Origin of the sequence: Pseudomonas matsuisoli, from assembly GCF_014647635.1 — a bacterium.
GTDB lineage: Bacteria > Pseudomonadota > Gammaproteobacteria > Pseudomonadales > Pseudomonadaceae > Pseudomonas_P > Pseudomonas_P matsuisoli.
The window spans coordinates 68,036-85,362 of sequence record NZ_BMPO01000003.1 but is presented as its reverse complement, the minus strand read 5'-3'; the positions used below and the strand labels follow the sequence as shown (position 1 = coordinate 85,362).

Genomic DNA, 17,327 nt, shown 5'->3' with positions numbered 1-17,327 from the left:
TTATTCCTTATCCAGCTTTCCAACCAGCGAAAGCGTGAAATCCGCGCCCATGTATTTGAAGTGAGGGCGAACGTTCAGGCTGACGCGATACCAACCCGGCTCGCCGGCGACGTCGCTGACCGTGATTTGTGCGGCGCGTAAGGGACGGCGCCCGCGCACCTCCGGGCTTGGATTTTCCTGGTCGGCAACGAACTGGCGGATCCACTTGTTGAGCTCCAGTTCGAGGTCGGTGCGTTGTTTCCAGGCACCAATCTGCTCGCGCTGCAGCACTTTCAGGTAATGCGCCAGGCGGTTGACGATGAACAGGTAAGGCAATTGCGTGCCGAGCTTGTAGTTGAGCTCGGCGAGCTTGCCTTCCTCGCTGTTGCCGAAGTACTTCGGCTTCTGCGCGGAATTGGCGGAGAAGAACGCCGCATTGTCGCTGCCCTTGCGCATGGTCAGTGCGATGAACCCTTCATCCGCGAGTTCATATTCGCGGCGGTCGGACACCAGCACCTCGGTTGGGATCTTGGTTTCAATCTCACCCATGCTTTCGAAGTGGTGCAGAGGCAGGTCTTCCACGGCGCCGCCGCTCTGCGGGCCGACGATGTTTGGGCACCAACGGAATTTGGCGAAGCTGTCAGTCAGGCGGCTGGCGAAGGTGTAGGCCGTGTTGCCCCATAGATAGTGCTCGTGACTGTTGGCGACGTTCTCCTTGTAGACGAACGTTTTGACCGGGTTTTCTTCCGGATCGTACGGGTTGCGCAGGAGAAAGCGCGGCACGGTCAGCCCAACATAGCGGGCATCTTCCTGCTCGCGGAAGCTTTGCCATTTGGCGAACTGTGGGCCGTCGAAATGATCCTTCAGATCCTTGATATCCGGCAGGCCGGTGAAGGTCTCCAGGCCGAAGAATTTCGGACCGGCAGCGGCGATGAACGGCGCGTGGGCCATGCTTGCAACATTGGAGACGTATTGCAGCGTCTTGATATCGGGAGCGCTTGGGTCGAAGAAGTAATTCGCGATCAGGGCGCCTACAGGCTGGCCACCGAACTGGCCGTATTCTGCGGTGTAGACGTGCTTGTACAGCCCGGATTGAGTGATTTCCGCGCTGTCCTCGAAGTCGTCGAGTAAGTCTTGCTTGGAAGCATTGATGATCTCGAGCTTGATGTTCTCGCGGAAGTTGGTGCGGTCCACGAGTAACTTCAGGCCACGCCAGGACGATTCGAGCGCCTGGAATTCAGCGTGGTGCAGGATCTCGTCCATCTGCCGGCTGAGCTTGGCATCGATCTCGGCAATCATGCGGTCGACGAGCGCTTTCTTGACAGGCTCGTTTTCGTTCTGCGGTTTGAGCAGCTCCTCGATGAAGGCGGATACGCCGCGCTTGGCAATACCGTAGGCTTCGTCGTGCGGGGTTAATTTGGTTTCGGCGATGATGCGGTCCAGAATGCCGACGCTGGCGGTACCCTGGTTGGTTTCTACAGCTGCGCTGGTGCTCATGTTTCGGTCGTCCTTGTCTGCTTGCTTACACGTCCTGCTTGGCGTGCTCGGTCATTTCCAATTCGCCCAGAACACGGGCGCGGGACTCGTCATCGGCCAATACGTTTTCGATCGCCTTGCGGAAGGCAGGGGCATTGCCCAGTGGGCCCTTGAGCGCTACAAGCGCATCCCGCAGCTCCATCATTTTCTTCAGCTCAGGGACCTGGTCGACCAGGTTGGCCGGGTTGAAGTCCTTCATCGAGTTGATCTTCAGATCGATCGGTAGCTCTTCCGTCGTCGCCTCATCCTGCAGGCGGTTGGGAACGCTCAAGGTCAGCGACAGCTCTTGTTTGGCGAGCACTTCGTCGAAGGTGTTCTTGTCGATGCTGATGGGTTTGCGGTCCTCGATCTTTCGATCATCGGCCCGTTGGGTGAAATCCCCCAACACCATGAGTTTGAGCGGAAGTTCGACTTCTTCCTGCGCACCCCCATTGCTGGGTTTGAACGTTACGTTGACGCGTTCCTTGGGTGCGACGGAGCCTTCTTTGGCCATGGTTCATCTCCTTGGTTTAGGGCCCTTGGGGCCTAGTCGAGTACCGCTTCGAGGTCGAGGTGACACAGTCGGCGATAGGTTTCATCCCGGGCTTCACGAATGTCCGGGTTTTGCGGAAGCGATTCGAGGCAACCGTGCAACAGCCGCAGTACGTCGAGGGCAAGTTGCGGTTCCCATTCCGCCAGTGCCGAGCCCTGCAGGCTGCGATCCAATGCATCGAGCCGGTTATGCGCCAGCTCGAATTTCTTGCCGGCGATGCAGAGTCGCGCCTCGGCGAGTTGCCAGTGAAAGCGTTCACGGCCATTGCGGGCATCGGCATGGCCTTGTTTGAGCGTGCGAATGCCGGTCTTCAGGCCGTCTTTACGCAGCCCCTCCACGGCAGCTGCCAGTGATGCGTTCCAGGCGCCTTCCGAGGTAACGGCGCCGCCAGGTACCGGAGCTGGCGCTGCAGGAGAACGGCCCTGCACATGCGGCGCGACATAGGCATCGATCCAGCCCCGCGTCTGCGCGTCCGCGAACGGGATGCCGTCGTGAAAATGCAGCAATTCAAGGCCGGGGTTGCGGGCCAGGAACAGCGCCAACTGGATCTCGATTTCACGCATGGCGGCGTGGGCATCCAGTGTTTCCAGGCATTGCCATACGAGAAACTGGCCATCCAGCCAAAAGGGCGCGCGGGCGATGCTCGTTTCAAGATCGAGCAGTAGATCGCCCCCTGCACGTTGGCCGATTCGGTCTCGAAAACTGTTCGATTTGTCCGCGGGGATGCCTCGGAGTGCCGTAATCTTTTCCGCGTTGCAGCCGGGTAACGAATCGATCGGCAGCCACAGCAGGGTCCTCGCCAGGCGAAAAGCCCGCACGTCGTCATTCTTCTGTTTTAGCCAAAAAGCGCTGAGTGGCCGCGCAGCCTCTTGTAATCCTCGTAGCGCTTTATGCGCTTCTTTCTCGCTGTCGAAATCCAGCTTTTTAACCGCTGCAGCGGTATTGGTTACTTCAGTGGAAAGTTCCGAAACTTCCTCTTCAGATTTGGTCTGCTGTATGTTTTGTGTGCGGTCTAGTTGATCTTTTAACCGGCGGCAGAGTGGAACTAACAGTGGTGCTTGATCGCCTAGCTTTTCAGTCAAAAAGCTGTCCAGCGTGTTCAGCGTTTGGGTAAGGCTTTCGAAGAGCGCACGTTCCTCAATTTTGGCCGTGTAGTGGGTAAGCACCTCTTCGAGTCGCGGTAGCAACCAGGCAAACGCAGCAGTACGGGTGCGAGGTTTCGCGGGGTGAAGGACGTCCCAGTGCTCATCGCTTAATGCAGCGAGCAACGTGATGCCGGCATGGAGACCAAGGTAACTATAGCGCTCATAAAGCGCCCAGGTAAGCCAACAGGCAATGCGCAAGTCCTTGCTTTGCGTGCTCAGTAAGTTGACGCAAAGTTCATGTGTTCTATGCCAGTCAGGGCCATCGGTCTTGTGTATAGAGGTCGCTTTTCCAACTTCATTCTCAATGGTTTCGTATTCAGGCGAATAACGTGCATCGCTACCGGCGAAATTGTCTTCCGCTATTGGCGTATGAGCGATCGAAAGAATGGACGTCAGTAAGTCGCTTGTAAGTGTCATTCCATGACTCGACGGCTGATGGGATATGCCGAAAGTTCACGGCAGCTTTATGTAAGCTGCCTATTGAGCATCCTGCTCGTAAGTTGTGTGCAAATAGTTGCTTGGTATTGCGCAAGTATTGGCACGGCATGTAAGTCGGAGGGAATGCTATAGACGTAGGCAGGACAGGACAACCGGGATAATGTGAACTGGCCATCACTTAAAAAGATCGGATTCAAACGGAGGGAACTTCGCGCGAAGCTCCCGATGGACGCACTTACATATTCGAAGTTGCAGTGAAAGATGCGCACTTCACATTATGGCCGATGCATCAGGCGAGTTAATCCGTTTGTGCGCACGTTCACCTCCGCAAACGTGCCTGACTTTTGTGTGTAAGGGCTACCGCGCAATGGTATTCGGGTCATCGTGCATCTCGCCGCACAAATCCTGCGCGAACCAATGCTCCACGTCCTTTTGCACCATGCCCATCCCGAGCAGTGCGAAGAGCTTCCCAAGCGCGGCCTCTCGCGTCATGCCGCCGCCGGATACAAGGCCGACATCACGTAGCCGGCTTCCGGCAGCGTAGGTGTCGAACGCGATGTGCCCATTTGGGCATTGGCTGATGGCGGCCAGGACGGTGCCGGCGCGGTGCGCTTCACGCAATGCCGCCAGAATTTCTTGGTTATCGGAGGGGCCGGTTCCGCTGCCGTAGCACTCCAGCAGCAACGCCTGTGGGCGTGAAGTGGCCAGTGCCTCGATGTGGTGAGCTTGCAGGCCAGGGAAAAGCGGCAAGATGGCGATATTCGTTTGCGAACGAGGGTGCTGGAAGTCGATCGACGCGAGCGTGCGCGCCGGGGAGGCTTCGCGACGGCGGGGCAGTACGTGGAAGGCATCCGGGGCATCGCTGCGCAGTTTGCTAACCCGTGCGCCGTGCATCAACCGGCCATTGAAAAAGACGTGTACTCCGGGCCGAACGCCTTCGGCCAGTGCCTGCATGGCGCCGAAGAGGTTCGGCCATGCGTCGCTGTCCGCTGCGCCGGCGGGCTGCATTGAACCGGTCAGCACCACCGGTATTGGCAGATCTAATAGCAGGAAGCTTAAGGCGCCTGCGCTGTAGGCGAGGGTATCGGTGCCATGCAATACCAGTACGGCGTCGCAACCGTCCTTTTCGTAAGCCGCGACGATTTCATCGCGCATCGTGAGCCAATTGCGCTGAGCCATGTTGGCGCTGTCCAGCAGCGGCGCGAGCTCCTTGAAGCTCCATTCGGGCAGTGCCTGCTTGCTAAAGGATCGCTGCGCCTCGCGCAGTCGCGCTTCGAAGCCGCCGGCGGGGGCCAGGCCATCGTTACTCATCTGCATGCCGATAGTGCCGCCGGTGTAGAGCACCCGCAGACGTTGCACGGTTGTATTCAAACGCTATTCCTCACCCGTTTTATTTATTGGCACCGTTGCCGTTTGTTTTGCCTAGCCTAACGGCGCGCGCTGGATAGGCCCAGTCGTGAATCGATTCGCGGCCGCTTCTCGAATGGTGCTGTCGCAATGATGCCCCTGGCGACATCGCAAACTCGGATTGGTTACGCGACTTGATGCTATATTCGCGCCCATAGCACCAGCGAGGCGATCATGTCGAACCACTTGGGTGAAAACCTGAAACTGCTCTGCAGCCATTACCGCTCCATTGCCGAGGTGTGCCGCAAGTTGTCGCTCAATAGGGCGCAGTTCAATAAGTACCTGAGCGGCCAAAGTCACCCCACGGCTTATAACTTGAAGCGGATCGGCGACTTCTTCGGTGTTGAAGGGTACGAGCTTGGGTTGCCTCCCGATCAATTCGCGACATTGATCGGCGCCCGCAGCAGCGATACGCCGCAACGTAACGCGCGTGACCCCATAACGGCTTTGTTCGAGCCGTTGCGCGCGCAGGCCGGCAATCTGTCGCGTTACTGCGGTTACTACTTCGAATATGCCAATTGCATGTCCGTACCGGGACACATCGTGCTGTCGCTCGTGCACTTACGCGAAGACAACGGGCAATTCCTGTTCGAAAGACAAGAGCGCCAGGAGCAATCTGCAGCAGGTCAGGCCGAGGACTGGACACGCTGCCGCTACCTCGGCGCGGCCTATTACCTGCAGGACCGTTTGTTTCTGATCGACTACGAATCGCTAACGCTCAATGAAATGAGCCAGACCATCCTTATCCCCAGTTTCAAAAGCCGTATCACGCGCTTGAACGGGCTGAAGACGGGTGTTTCCAGCGGCGACCGGCGGATGCCGGCGTCAACCCGCGTGGTCTGGGAGTACCTCGGCCCGGAGATCAATCGCGTCAGCGCGTATCGCCAAGTGATGCTGTACGGCCCGGAAGACCCGCGGATCGATCAAGACATTCGAGATCGCCTGAGCGGTGCCGAGATTCGCCACGGTCTTCTTGAGGTGGAGTGAGCATGAGTCCTGGCGTCTACGCCGCTTTGGCCAGCGCCAGGTTGCTCGGGCTCTAGCCGCGGTTAGCCGTTAGCGGGTGTCGGTGCCATTTGGGTATCCGGCGCGCTGTCCGGCTCGGACCACGCATCGCGGTCCAAATCCAGATCGCTGAAGTTCGACGCATCGAACACAGGCTGGTCGATTCCCGCGCTACGCTGGGCATCGTAGTCCTTCATGACCCGCAGACCCACTTTGATGAGCAGGGCCAGGGCGGTGAGGTTGACGAATGCCAGGCAGGTCATCGTGATATCGGCGAAGGCGAATACAGTGCCCAAATTCTGCATCGAGCCCCAGCACACAAGCACCAGGACCAGGCCACGGTAGCCGAGTAACGCGACCTTGCTGCGACCGAACATGAACTGCAGCGCGTTTTCGCCGAGGTAGTAGTTGTAGGTAATGCACGTGAACACGAACAGGCTCAGCGCGACGCTGACGAAGGTGCGTCCCCAGTCGCCAACGACGGCGGCGAGTGAGTTCTGCGTCAGGACGATGCCATCCCCTTCGAAACCAGGGGTATAGAAGCCTGACAAGAGGATCAGCAACGCGGTGCAGGTGCAGATAACGAAGGTATCGAGAAACACGCTGAACGCCTGCACCACGCCTTGTGCGGCCGGGTGCTTGACCGATGCGACCGCCGCCACATTTGGCGCGCTACCCAAACCCGCTTCGTTAGCGAACACGCCGCGCTTCACGCCCATCACGATCGCGCTGCCGAGCAAACCCGCGAAGGCCGGCTCCAGGCCAAACGCGCTTTTGACGATAGTGGCGAGCATGCCAGGAACCATGTCGATCTGGGTAACGATCACGTACAGGGTGACCGCGATATAGGCGAGCGTCTTGACCGGCACGAGCAAGTCGGACACGGAGGCAATTCGCTTGATGCCACCGATGAACACCAGGCCCAGCAGCACAGCGAGGGCGATACCGCTGTACTGCACAGGAATGTCGAAGGCGTTCTGCAGGGAATGCGTGACGGTATAGGACTGCAGGCCATTGAAGGCGAAGCCGTAGGTGACCAGCAGCAGAACTGCGAACGTGACCGCCATCCAGCGCAGGTTCAGGCCGTGTTGAATGTAGTAGGCCGGGCCGCCGCGATACAGGCCGTCGCCATCCGAGCGTTTGTAGACCTGCGCCAAGGTGCACTCGAAGAAGCTGCTGGACATGCCGACAAGCGCCGTGACCCACATCCAGAACACCGCGCCTGGGCCACCGAGTGTGACCGCAATCCCGACGCCTGCAATATTGCCTGCGCCCACACGGCCCGCCAGGCTCAGCATCAATGCCTGGAACGAGCTCAATTGCCCGCCGCTGGATTTCAGCGAGTCTTTGAAGACGCTGAACATATGCAGGAAATGGCGGAACTGAACGAACCTCGACCTGATGGTGAAGTAGCTACCCAGCCCTACGATCAGAACGATCAGGACTTTTCCAGACAGAAAATCATTAAGCACTTCAAGCATGAACGCATCCTCGGATTCTTGTTATTCAACACAGCTGAATACACACGACCGGGCCAGGCGCCGGTCCAAGGCGCGCATGGTTCAGGATGTCCGAAGGCGGAACAATTTCGCATTTTGTAAAAAAATGATGCGAGTTGATGCTAAATGTTTCTGCGCTTAGGCGTGGGGGATTTAGCGTGCCGCGGGAATGGGCCTGTAAGGGCCTGGTATTAGCCCAAGGATGGAGCGGTGTATGCTGCGAATCGCGGGCATGGCCCGCTCCCACATTTTTTTAATGCCAAGAATCCGAAGTCGGCAGCTTGCGGGCTTATTGGGGAAACTCCGCCGCATAATGTTCGCGCAGCGCCTGAATGAATTGTCGGGCCAGTGGTGTCTGCCCGGCCTCCGCTGGCGCGACGACGTAGACCGGAAACAGCAGCTCGGGCTCGAAGCGGTGAATCGTGATGCCCTTGTGCAAGAAGTCCCGGGCAACGTTCGGGCTCACCAGCGCGGCCCCCATCCCGGACGCGACCATTTCACAGTTGATGGCGCTGTATTGGCCTTCGACCACCAACTTTCGCTCGACGCCGGCCTGCTCGAATACCTTGTCCATCTGCTCCCGAGTGCCGTCGCCGTGGCATAGCGACACGAAATCCTCTTCGTGGAGATCCTGCGCCGTTATCCGTTCCCGTGAGGCGAACCGGTGTCCGGGCGGCAATACGCAAACAGCACGCAGCTGGGCAATCAACTGTGTCTCCAGCGGGCCGGCATCGCTTGGCTGAACAACCACGCCAAGATCGCAGAATTGCGATTGCACCCATTGCACGACGGTCGGCGACGCATTCATGTGCAGGGACACGGTGAGTTCAGGGCGAGTGGCGACGAACTGCTTGATGACGTGAGGTATGAGCGTGAGTCCGGTCGAGGGTACCGCCGCAATACGTAGACGGCCGGTGCCGAGGTTCCGGATGTTCTTCGCGGATTGCCGCAGGCTGTCGAGACCTACGTACGCGCGCTCGACCTCTTGGAAAAACGCGCTTCCTTCTTTGGTCGGTATCAACCGCGCGCCCGCCCGCTCGAACAGCTTCAGCCCGGTACTCAGCTCGAGTTGCGCGATTAGCCGGCTGACGTTGGGCTGCGAGGTGTACAGCGCGTCAGCCGCAGCGGTCATCGATCCCAGCCGCATAACACTACGAAACGCTTCGATCTGCCTAAGATTCATGGAAGCCCTCATATCAAATATGAATACTTAACCCATACATCCGTATTTGACCCTATGGGACGGTAGCGACAATACTCGTTTCACAGCCAAATGGCCCCATAAAAAGAAAGCGTTTTCGAAGGCAGTCAGCCATCGCCTCGGAAGCGGATGCATCGATCTTTTTGTCGCAGCCCTGCGACGTTCTCGATCTGCCGCTACGCAAATAAAGGGAGCATTGCCCGTGATCAGTCCGCACTCCGTCCTCGCCTCATCCAATTCCTTCCGCCATGGCCTTTCCGCGTTCGTGCTTGCCGCGGCGGGTTTCTCGGCATGCGCTCACGCCGAAACCACCTTGTACGTGGCAGGAGTTGGCGGTTCCACCGAACAGATGTACAAAAATCGCGTCATTCCCGAGTTCGAGAAGGCTCACAACGTCAAGGTCGTCTACGTATCCGGCAACTCGACCGAGACGCTCGCAAAGCTGCAAGCGCAGAAAGGACGTCAGCAAATCAACGTCGCGATGATGGACGACGGTCCGATGTACCAAGCCCTGCAACTGGGGTTCTGCGAGAAGCTGACGGATGCCCCGGTCTACAAGGATCTGTACCCGCTGGCACGGTTGAGCCCCGAGGCGACTGCACTTGGCATGGTCGCGACAGGCATCGGCTACAACGAAGAAGCCTTCAAGAAGCGCGGTTGGGCGCCACCGACCTCCTGGAATGACCTGAAGAATCCGCAATACCAGCAGTTGCTCGGCATGCCGCCCATCACCAACACCTATGGGCTGCACAGCCTGATCGAGATGGCGCGTCTGAATGGCGGCGGTGAGAAAGACATTGATCCTGGCTTCAAGGTGTTCGAGGAAGATATCTCGCCGAACGTGTTGGCCTGGGTGAGCGCCCCTGGCGAGATGGACGGGATGATGCAGAACGGTGACGTGGTCATGGCGGTTTATGGCAGCGGCCGCGCCGTGGCGCTGCAGAACACGGGCTTCCCACTCAAGTTCATCTATCCGAAGGAAGGTGCCGTGGCGCTGCAGGTCGCGGGTTGCTCCGTGACGCCAAATGCCCAGTCCGAGCTTTCCCAGAAGTTCATCCAGTACGTGTTGTCTCCCGAAGTGCAGAAGATCCAGTCCGAGAGCAATGGTTTCGCGCCGGTGAACCGTACTGTCGAGCTTCCACCGGAGCTGGCTGCGCGCATGCCTTACGGCCAGGAGAAGGTTGACGGCTTGATCAAAGTCGACTGGGAAACGATCAACCAGAAGCGTTCCGAATGGACTACGCGCTGGAATCGCACCATCGAGCGTTGATACGCCTCTCCTGATCTTTTAGGGGCAGGGCCACCTCGTCCTGCTTCTGAAGACACCTCCTTTCGACGAACAGCGATCACGCCATCGTGATCGCGGAGGCATGCCCATGGCTTTTTTGACCCTCGACGGCATCGTCAAGACCTACGGTGACTTCACCGCTATCGCCGGCCTCGACCTTGCGGTGGAGAAGGGCGAGTTCCTGTCCTTGCTCGGCCCGTCCGGTTGTGGCAAGACCACTACTCTGCAAAGCATCGCCGGATTCGTTCAGCCCACTGCCGGGCGCATCGTCCTGGACGGTCGGGATATCACCCATGTCCGACCGGAAAAGCGGGGCCTCGGAATCGTCTTTCAGAGCTATGCCCTGTTCCCCCACATGACTGTCGCCGAGAACGTCAGCTTCGGCCTGGAGATGCGCGGCGTCCCGCGTAGCGAGCGGGGCCAGCGCGTACAGTCCGCCCTCGACATGGTGCGCCTGCACGGCCTGGGCGAGCGTTATCCCAAAGCGCTGTCCGGCGGCCAAAGACAACGTGTCGCGATTGCGCGTGCCCTGGCCATTCGCCCGGACCTGTTGCTGCTCGACGAACCCATGTCCAACCTCGACGCCAAACTGCGTGAGGACATGCACATCGAGTTGCGCGCGATCCAGCGCGACCTCGGCATTACCACCATCCTCGTCACTCACGACCAGGTCGAGGCGATGACCATGAGCGACCGCATCGCGGTGATGCATGGCGGCCGCATCGTGCAGATCGGCTCTCCGTTCGATACCTACGAACGGCCACAGTCGCCATTCGCCTCGAGCTTCCTCGGCAAGACGAATGCCTTCGCGGGTGCCGTCCACACTCGCAAGCCGCGTTGCTACGAGGTAAAGGTCGATAACCTGATGTTCCATGTGCCCCACGAAGGGCATCAGTTCGATGGCGACGTCAATGTCTATCTGCGGCCGGAAAAGATTCATCTGGCCGATGTGGCGACCGCACGCTTGCGCGGCAAGGTGCGTATGCGTGTCTTCCTTGGCAACCTCTGGCTGATCGGCGTGGAAAGCTCGCTGGGCCCGGTGAATCTCACGCAACCGAACTTCGGCGCTCCACCTCCGATGGAAGGTGAAGAAGTCGGCCTGACCTGGAGTGACGATGACCTGCGGCTGCTCGAGCGGGAGGTCGCGAATGGCCACGTATGACGCCGAACGCGTTGGCAGCGCGCCGTGGCTTCTGACCGGGCCGGCCCTGCTGGTCTTCGTGACATTGCTCGCGGCGCCGCTGGTACTGACAGCCATGCTGTCGCTCAATCTGTTCAGCGATACCGAGGGCGTCATTCCCGTCTACACGCTGGCGAACTATCTGGAGGTGTTCGGTGACGATTACTTCCACGAAATCTTCCTGCGCACCGGTGGCATGGCACTCGCGGTCACCTTCTTCTCGGTGCTCATCGGCGTACCGGAAACCCTGATTATCGCGCGCATGCGCAGCCCTTGGCGGTCGCTGTTCCTGCTGGTGGTACTCGGGCCTCTGCTGATCTCGGTGGTCGTGCGTACCCTGGGCTGGGCGATCCTGCTTGGTAACAACGGGCTGATCAATCAGGCGCTGCAGGCGCTCGGTATAACCGAGTTTCCCATTCGCATGATGTTCACGCAGTTCGGTGTCGTGCTCGCGCTGACGCATGTACTGGTGCCGTTCATGGTGATCGCGGTCTGGGCCAGCTTGCAGAAACTCGACCTGCAGGTAGAGCAGGCGGGGCTGTCGCTGGGAGCGTCACGCATGACCACGTTTCGCCGGGTGGTGCTGCCGCAGATCATGCCGGGAATCCTCTCCGGCTCGATCATCGTCTTCGCCCTCGCCGCGTCGGCGTTCGCTACGCCCGCCATCATCGGCGGTCGGCGGCTCAAGGTGGTCGCTACGGCGGCGTACGACGAATTCCTCGGTTCGCTCAACTGGCCGCTGGGTGCCGCCATCGCGGTGCTGCTGCTGATTGCCAATCTGGTGATCGTGGTGGGTTGCAGCCGGCTCGCCGAGCGGCGTTTCAAACAAGTCTTCGAGTGATCGCCATGTACCGGAACGGATTTTTCTCGCTCGCGTTTCACACGCTCTTCATCGCCTTCATCGTTGCACCGTTGGTGGTGGTGATGGCGGTGTCCTTCACTGGCGAAGGCTACATTTCCCTGCCCACCGACGGCCTGTCGCTGCGCTGGTTCCACACGCTGTGGGAGAACCAGGAAATGGCTGATGCCTTTTGGCTGTCGCTGAAGCTGGGGCTGGTTTCCGCCACGTTCGCGACGTTGCTCGCGGTGCCCGCCGCATTGGCCATCAGCCGCTACAACTTCCCCGGCCGCGGTGCGATTACCGGGTTCCTGCTGTCACCGCTGATGATTCCGTCGGTGGTGCTGGGCATCGCGTTCCTGCGCTTCTTCTCGCTCGCGCAGGTCGGTGGCTCGTTGTGGGCACTGAGCATCACCCACGTCATCGTGGTGCTGCCATACGCGTTGAGGCTGACGCTGGCGTCCACCATTGGCCTGGAGCGCGATGCGGAGCAGGCAGCGCTTTCTTTGGGTGCCGGGCGGCTCAAGGTGTTCTGGCGGGTGATCCTGCCGCGCATTCGTACCGGTGTGATTGGTGGCTGGCTGCTGGCGTTCATTCAGAGCTTCGACGAACTGACCATGACGGTGTTCGTCGCTACACCCGGAACTACGACGTTGCCGGTGGCCATGTACAACCAGATATCCCAGACCATCGACCCCTTGATCACGGCAGTCTCGACCGTCCTGATCGTCGGAACCCTGGCGCTGATGCTGCTGCTCGATCGCCTGGTCGGACTGGATCGGGTGCTGATTGGAGAAAAACAATGAACGAGACGGTGCCGAACACGGCAGACGTCATCGTCGTCGGCGGCGGGCTCGTCGGCATGGCTGTGGCGTATGGACTAGCAAAGGCCGGAACGAACACGCTGGTGCTTGATCAGGGCGACGACGCCTTTCGGGCCTCGCGCGGCAACTTCGGCCTTGTATGGGTGCAGGGTAAAGGCTTCGACCGGCTGGAGTATTCGCGTTGGACGCGGTCGTCAGCTCGCGCTTGGGCCGGACTGGCAGAGGGGCTAAGGCAGGAAACCGACGTCGATGTGCGGTTAACGCAGCCGGGCGGGTTTCACATGTGCTTCTCCGATAACGAACTGGCCGAACGACAGGCGCGACTGGCGGGTATGCAGGCGGCGCTTGGTGATTACCCATTCGAGATGCTCGACGGAGCGGATCTCAAGGCGCGTCTGCCAGGTATCGGGCCGAAGGTTGTCGGCGCCAGCTACACGCCTATGGATGGCCACGTGAATCCGCTGAAACTGCTTCGAGCACTGCATGCCGGCGCTCGCCATCACGGCGCGACCGTAGTGGGCCGTATGCCGGTGACAGGTATCGAGTCGGCGCCTGGCGAATTTACCGTGGTCACCCCGGAACGTCGCTTTACGGCACCGCGCATCGTCTTGGCGGCCGGCTTGGGCAATCGGGTGTTGGCCGAGCATGTCGGCCTGCATGCACCCGTTGCGCCGAATCGGGGGCAGGTGCTGGTCAGCGAGCGCGTCCGGCCGTTCCTGAAGTACCCAACCATCAACGTTCGTCAGACGGACGAAGGTAGCGTGCAGTTCGGCGACTCGATGGAAGAGGTCGGTTTCAATGACCTGACGACCACCGACGTGCTGGCGAAGATCGCTCAACGCGGCGTCTCGACATTCCCATTCCTCGCGGACGTCCGCATGGTCCGTGCTTGGGGCGCGCTACGGGTGATGAGCCCGGACGGCTACCCGATCTATCAACAGTCGGAATCGCATCCCGGCGCGTTCGTCGTCACCTGCCACAGCGGTGTGACCCTGGCGGCGGCCCATGCGACGCGCATCGCGCCCTGGATTCGGGGTGGCGAACGACCGGAAGAGCTGGCGGTGTTCGCCGGCGAACGTTTTCTCACGGGGGAGGTGTTTTCCCATGCCCACTGATTCTTTGTTTCGTCGTGTCGATGCCGAAGGTGCTCGCACGGTCGAGGTGACTTTCGACGACCAGCCTTTGAGTGTCCCTGCCGGGCTGACAGTTGCGGCCGCCTTGCTGCTGGGCGGCGTACGGCAGTTCCGTACTTCACCGGTCGGCGGCGGTCCGCGTGCGCCATATTGCATGATGGGCGTGTGCTTCGAGTGCCTGGTCGAGATCGACGGTGTGCCGAGCCGGCAAAGTTGCCTGATCGAAGTGGCGGATGGCATGCGCATCCGTTCTCAGCAGGGCGCACGTGATTTGCCTTTTCCCCAACCCGAAGCCGTTGTGATGGAGGTTCAGCCATGAACCTGGAACCGATCGATGTGGTGGTCGTCGGCGCCGGCCCCGCAGGCATGGCCGGCGCGAGGACGTTGAGTGAGTTGGGCTTGTCCGTCGTGCTGCTGGATGAACAGTGTGCGGTGGGTGGGCAGATATACCGTGGCATCGCCAGTGCATCCCCGGCACGCCGCGAGATGCTTGGGCCTGATTATGCGGCCGGCGCAAAGTTGGCCGACGCACTGCGAGGGTCAACCGTGCGCCACGAAACAGGCGCCTCCGTATGGCAGGTCACGCGAGAGCGTCACGTGCACTATTTGCAAAACGGGAAGGTTCGCTCTTTCGCCGCCAAAGCCGTGTTGCTGGCGACTGGAGCCATGGAGCGACCTTTCCCCATTCCCGGCTGGACCCTGCCTGGCGTGATGACGGCAGGGGCTGCGCAAATTCTGCTCAAGACAGCAGGCATCGGTCCGCAAGGCCCGGTTGTGCTCGCCGGTTGCGGCCCGCTGCTTTATTTGCTGGGTTGGCAATACCTGCGCGCGGGCATCGCCATCAGTGCGCTGGTGGATACCAGCCGCCGAGAAGATTACTGGCGCGCTCGTGGTCATCTGCTGGCGGCACTTCGGGCCTGGCCTTATTTGCGCAAAGGTGTGTCGCTGCTGCGAGCCCTGCGTAAAGGTGGTGTGCCGCATTACACCGGTGCGGAAGGGCTGCAAGTGGAAGGGGAGGGACAAGCGCAGGCTTTGAGCTTCACCGTCGATGGCCAGCGTCAGCATCTGCCGGCCAGCACGGTTCTGCTGCATCAGGGCGTGGTGCCGAACATCCAGTTCACTCAGGCGCTCCGGGCGCAGCACCGTTGGGATGAGGCGCAGCTCTGTTTCGTTCCCGAGACGGATCGTTGGGGCGCGTTGGATGTACCGTTCATTTCGGTCGCGGGCGACGGCGCCGGTATCGGCGGTGCCCAGGCAGCCGCTATTCAGGGGCGGTTGGCGGCACTGGGATTGGCGCGTGATCTGGGCAGCATTACGCCTGCGCAGCGTGATAGTACGGCCGCACCACTGCGCGCCGAGCTCGAGCAGAACCTTCGAATTCGTCCGTTCCTCGATGCGCTGTATCGTCCGCGCGAGGAAAACCGTATTCCTCCGCGTGACGACGTCACGGTCTGCCGCTGCGAAGAGGTGACTGCGGGTGATGTGCGTCGCTTCGTCGAACTCGGATGCAGTGGGCCGAACCAGGCGAAATCCTTCGGACGCTGTGGCATGGGCCCTTGCCAAGGGCGGATGTGCGGGCTGACCGTCACCGAGATCATCGCCAAGAGCCGTGGCCTGACGCCAGACGAAGTGGGCTATTACCGCATTCGTCCGCCGATCAAGCCCATCACGCTGGGAGAGCTGGCGAGTGGCTGACATGGCGGCGGACGTTCTTGTCATCGGCGCGGGACTACATGGCTTGAGCACCGCACTGCACCTCGCGCGGCGCGGTGTGAAGGTGACCGTGCTCGAAGCGGATTACGCCGGCCGGCATGCCTCGGGTGTGAACGCAGGCGGCGTGCGGACGCTTGGCCGGCATCTGGCCGAGATACCGCTGGCGCTCGCCTCGCGCGAGCTCTGGCACAACCTGCCCGAGCTGCTCGGTGACGACGCCGGCTTCGTACCAAGTGGCCAGCTGAAGCTTGCCGAGAACGAGGCGGAGCTCGAGCAATGTCGAGCGCGGATGGCCGAACTTCAAGCAAACGGTTTTACCCATGAAGTCACCATCGATCGTGACGAAGTCTTCGAGTTACTGCCGACGGTAGCCCCGCACGTCGTCGGTGGCATCTGGGTCGCGGACGACGGCTATGCGGTGCCTTATCGCGTCGTGACCGCCGTTCGCCGTACCGCGCAACGATTGGGCGTGGTTCTGCATGAGCAGACGCCGGCATTGTCCGTCACGCAGCGGGGCTCGGGTTGGCAGGTCGACACGCCAAAAGGGCGGTTTGAGGCGGAACACCTTGTCGTCACCGCTGGCGCCTGGGCTGGGCGACTTGCCGCTGAAGTGGGCGAACCCGTCCCGACGTATCCACAAGGGCTGATGCTGATGGTCACCCATCGCGTCGCGCCGTTCTGCAAGCAGGTACTGGGAGCGACTGGACGTGCGCTTTCGTTCAAGCAGTTCGACAACGGTACGGTGGTCATTGGCGGCAAACTTATTGGCGACCTGGATTTCGACGCACGTCATGGCGAGGTGGATATCGTCCGCCTCATCACCAGTGCGCAAACCGTGACGGATCTTTTCCCGCATCTGAAACACCTCGGCATCAACCGGGCCTGGTCCGGTATCGAGGCATTCATCGAGGACGATCTGCCGGTCATTTCCCAAAGTCGCCATGCCAGCAACCTGACGTATTCATTCGGCTACTGTGGCAGTGGCTTTCAGATGAGCCTGGGTACCGGCGAGCGTGTCGCGCAACTGGTACTTGGCGAAGATTCACCCATCAATTTGGACGCGTTCGCCATCGATCGCTTCCAACCGCTTTCATCCACCTCTCCCAACTAAGGAGCTTTCATGCAACCGATCACTCGAATCGAAACCAACCAGCGCATGAGCCGTGTCGTTCAGTACAAAGGCGGCATCACCTTCATCGGCGGCCAGACTGCCAATGATCGTAGCCAGGACATCAAGGGCCAAACGGCCCAAGTGTTGCAGAAGATCGACGACTATCTGGCCAAGGTCGGCCTGGATAAAACACGCATTCTCAGCGCACAGGTCTGGCTGTCGGACATCCAGGCCAACTTCGCTGGGATGAATGAAGTCTGGGACGCCTGGGCACCAGAAGGTCAGGCACCGGCGCGTGCGACCGTTGAATCGAAGCTTGCAGCGCCTGAGCTGCTGGTGGAGATTGCCATTGTTGCGGCGGTGGATTGATGCGGTGACTCGGTGAGTGACGCCGCGTCATTCGCCGATCCGTTGGTGTGCATCAAGCTAATCGCGGGCATGGCCCGCTCCCACAGAAAGCCTCCGATCCGGCAATTGTGGGAGCGGGCCGTGCCCGCG

16 protein-coding genes are annotated in these 17,327 nt (G+C 60.2%); 10 read left to right on the top strand and 6 right to left on the bottom strand.

Annotated features, from left to right (window positions below):
• The 4 genes from tssC to IEY47_RS06680 form a co-directional block, all read right to left on the bottom strand.
• Nucleotides 1-1,476, bottom strand: a complete 1,476-nt coding sequence (gene tssC, locus IEY47_RS06695) for a type VI secretion system contractile sheath large subunit (RefSeq protein WP_188982401.1) — start codon at nt 1,474-1,476, stop codon at nt 1-3.
• A gap of 25 nt (nt 1,477-1,501) precedes the next feature.
• On the bottom strand, nt 1,502-2,008 hold the full coding sequence (gene tssB / locus IEY47_RS06690; RefSeq protein WP_188982400.1) for a type VI secretion system contractile sheath small subunit: 507 nt from the start codon (nt 2,006-2,008) through the stop codon (nt 1,502-1,504).
• Between the two features lie 32 nt (nt 2,009-2,040).
• The gene (gene tssA / locus IEY47_RS06685) at nt 2,041-3,609 is read right to left on the bottom strand and encodes a type VI secretion system protein TssA (RefSeq protein ID WP_188982399.1); all 1,569 of its coding nucleotides are present in this window, start codon (nt 3,607-3,609) and stop codon (nt 2,041-2,043) included.
• 378 nt (nt 3,610-3,987) lie between these two features.
• Entirely contained in the window at nt 3,988-5,001 is a 1,014-nt protein-coding gene (locus IEY47_RS06680) for an asparaginase (RefSeq protein ID WP_188982398.1), read from the bottom strand.
• A 210-nt stretch (nt 5,002-5,211) separates the two neighbouring features.
• Between IEY47_RS06680 and IEY47_RS06675 the strand changes: the two genes are divergently transcribed.
• Nucleotides 5,212-6,024 carry a helix-turn-helix domain-containing protein gene (locus IEY47_RS06675; protein WP_188982397.1) on the top strand — a complete coding sequence of 271 codons (813 nt, stop codon included), beginning with the start codon at nt 5,212-5,214 and terminating at the stop codon, nt 6,022-6,024.
• A gap of 62 nt (nt 6,025-6,086) precedes the next feature.
• Here the strand turns inward: IEY47_RS06675 and IEY47_RS06670 are convergent, their stop codons facing one another.
• Nucleotides 6,087-7,523, bottom strand: a complete 1,437-nt coding sequence (locus tag IEY47_RS06670) for an alanine/glycine:cation symporter family protein (RefSeq protein ID WP_188982396.1) — start codon at nt 7,521-7,523, stop codon at nt 6,087-6,089.
• A 307-nt stretch (nt 7,524-7,830) separates the two neighbouring features.
• A complete protein-coding gene (locus IEY47_RS06665; protein WP_188982395.1) occupies nt 7,831-8,724 on the bottom strand; it encodes a LysR substrate-binding domain-containing protein in 894 nt (297 codons plus the stop codon).
• Nucleotides 8,725-8,944: 220 nt separating this feature from the next.
• Here IEY47_RS06665 and IEY47_RS06660 point away from each other — a divergent pair, with 220 nt between their 5' ends.
• The 9 genes from IEY47_RS06660 to IEY47_RS06620 all read left to right on the top strand — a co-directional run bounded on the left by IEY47_RS06660 (nt 8,945) and on the right by IEY47_RS06620 (nt 17,198).
• Nucleotides 8,945-10,012 (top strand): ABC transporter substrate-binding protein, encoded by a 1,068-nt coding sequence (locus IEY47_RS06660; protein ID WP_229779287.1) that lies wholly within the window; start codon nt 8,945-8,947, stop codon nt 10,010-10,012.
• 106 nt (nt 10,013-10,118) lie between these two features.
• The gene (locus IEY47_RS06655; RefSeq protein ID WP_188982394.1) at nt 10,119-11,192 is read left to right on the top strand and encodes an ABC transporter ATP-binding protein; all 1,074 of its coding nucleotides are present in this window, start codon (nt 10,119-10,121) and stop codon (nt 11,190-11,192) included.
• Nucleotides 11,179-12,051, top strand: a complete 873-nt coding sequence (locus IEY47_RS06650; protein ID WP_188982393.1) for an ABC transporter permease — start codon at nt 11,179-11,181, stop codon at nt 12,049-12,051. The genes IEY47_RS06655 and IEY47_RS06650 overlap by 14 nt, the downstream gene beginning before the upstream one ends.
• A 5-nt stretch (nt 12,052-12,056) precedes the next feature.
• The gene (locus tag IEY47_RS06645) at nt 12,057-12,854 is read left to right on the top strand and encodes an ABC transporter permease (protein WP_188982392.1); all 798 of its coding nucleotides are present in this window, start codon (nt 12,057-12,059) and stop codon (nt 12,852-12,854) included.
• Nucleotides 12,851-13,987, top strand: coding sequence for an NAD(P)/FAD-dependent oxidoreductase (locus IEY47_RS06640; RefSeq protein WP_188982391.1), 1,137 nt, complete (start codon nt 12,851-12,853; stop codon nt 13,985-13,987). The genes IEY47_RS06645 and IEY47_RS06640 overlap by 4 nt, the downstream gene beginning before the upstream one ends.
• Nucleotides 13,977-14,324, top strand: a complete 348-nt coding sequence (locus tag IEY47_RS06635; protein ID WP_188982390.1) for a (2Fe-2S)-binding protein — start codon at nt 13,977-13,979, stop codon at nt 14,322-14,324. Before IEY47_RS06640 ends, IEY47_RS06635 begins: the two co-directional genes overlap by 11 nt.
• Nucleotides 14,321-15,700, top strand: a complete 1,380-nt coding sequence (locus tag IEY47_RS06630; protein ID WP_188982389.1) for an FAD/NAD(P)-dependent oxidoreductase — start codon at nt 14,321-14,323, stop codon at nt 15,698-15,700. Before IEY47_RS06635 ends, IEY47_RS06630 begins: the two co-directional genes overlap by 4 nt.
• A gap of 1 nt (nt 15,701) precedes the next feature.
• Nucleotides 15,702-16,829 (top strand): NAD(P)/FAD-dependent oxidoreductase, encoded by a 1,128-nt coding sequence (locus IEY47_RS06625; RefSeq protein WP_188982926.1) that lies wholly within the window; start codon nt 15,702-15,704, stop codon nt 16,827-16,829.
• 9 nt (nt 16,830-16,838) lie between these two features.
• Nucleotides 16,839-17,198 carry a RidA family protein gene (locus tag IEY47_RS06620; RefSeq protein ID WP_188982388.1) on the top strand — a complete coding sequence of 120 codons (360 nt, stop codon included), beginning with the start codon at nt 16,839-16,841 and terminating at the stop codon, nt 17,196-17,198.
• The last annotated feature ends 129 nt before the right edge of the window (nt 17,199-17,327 follow it).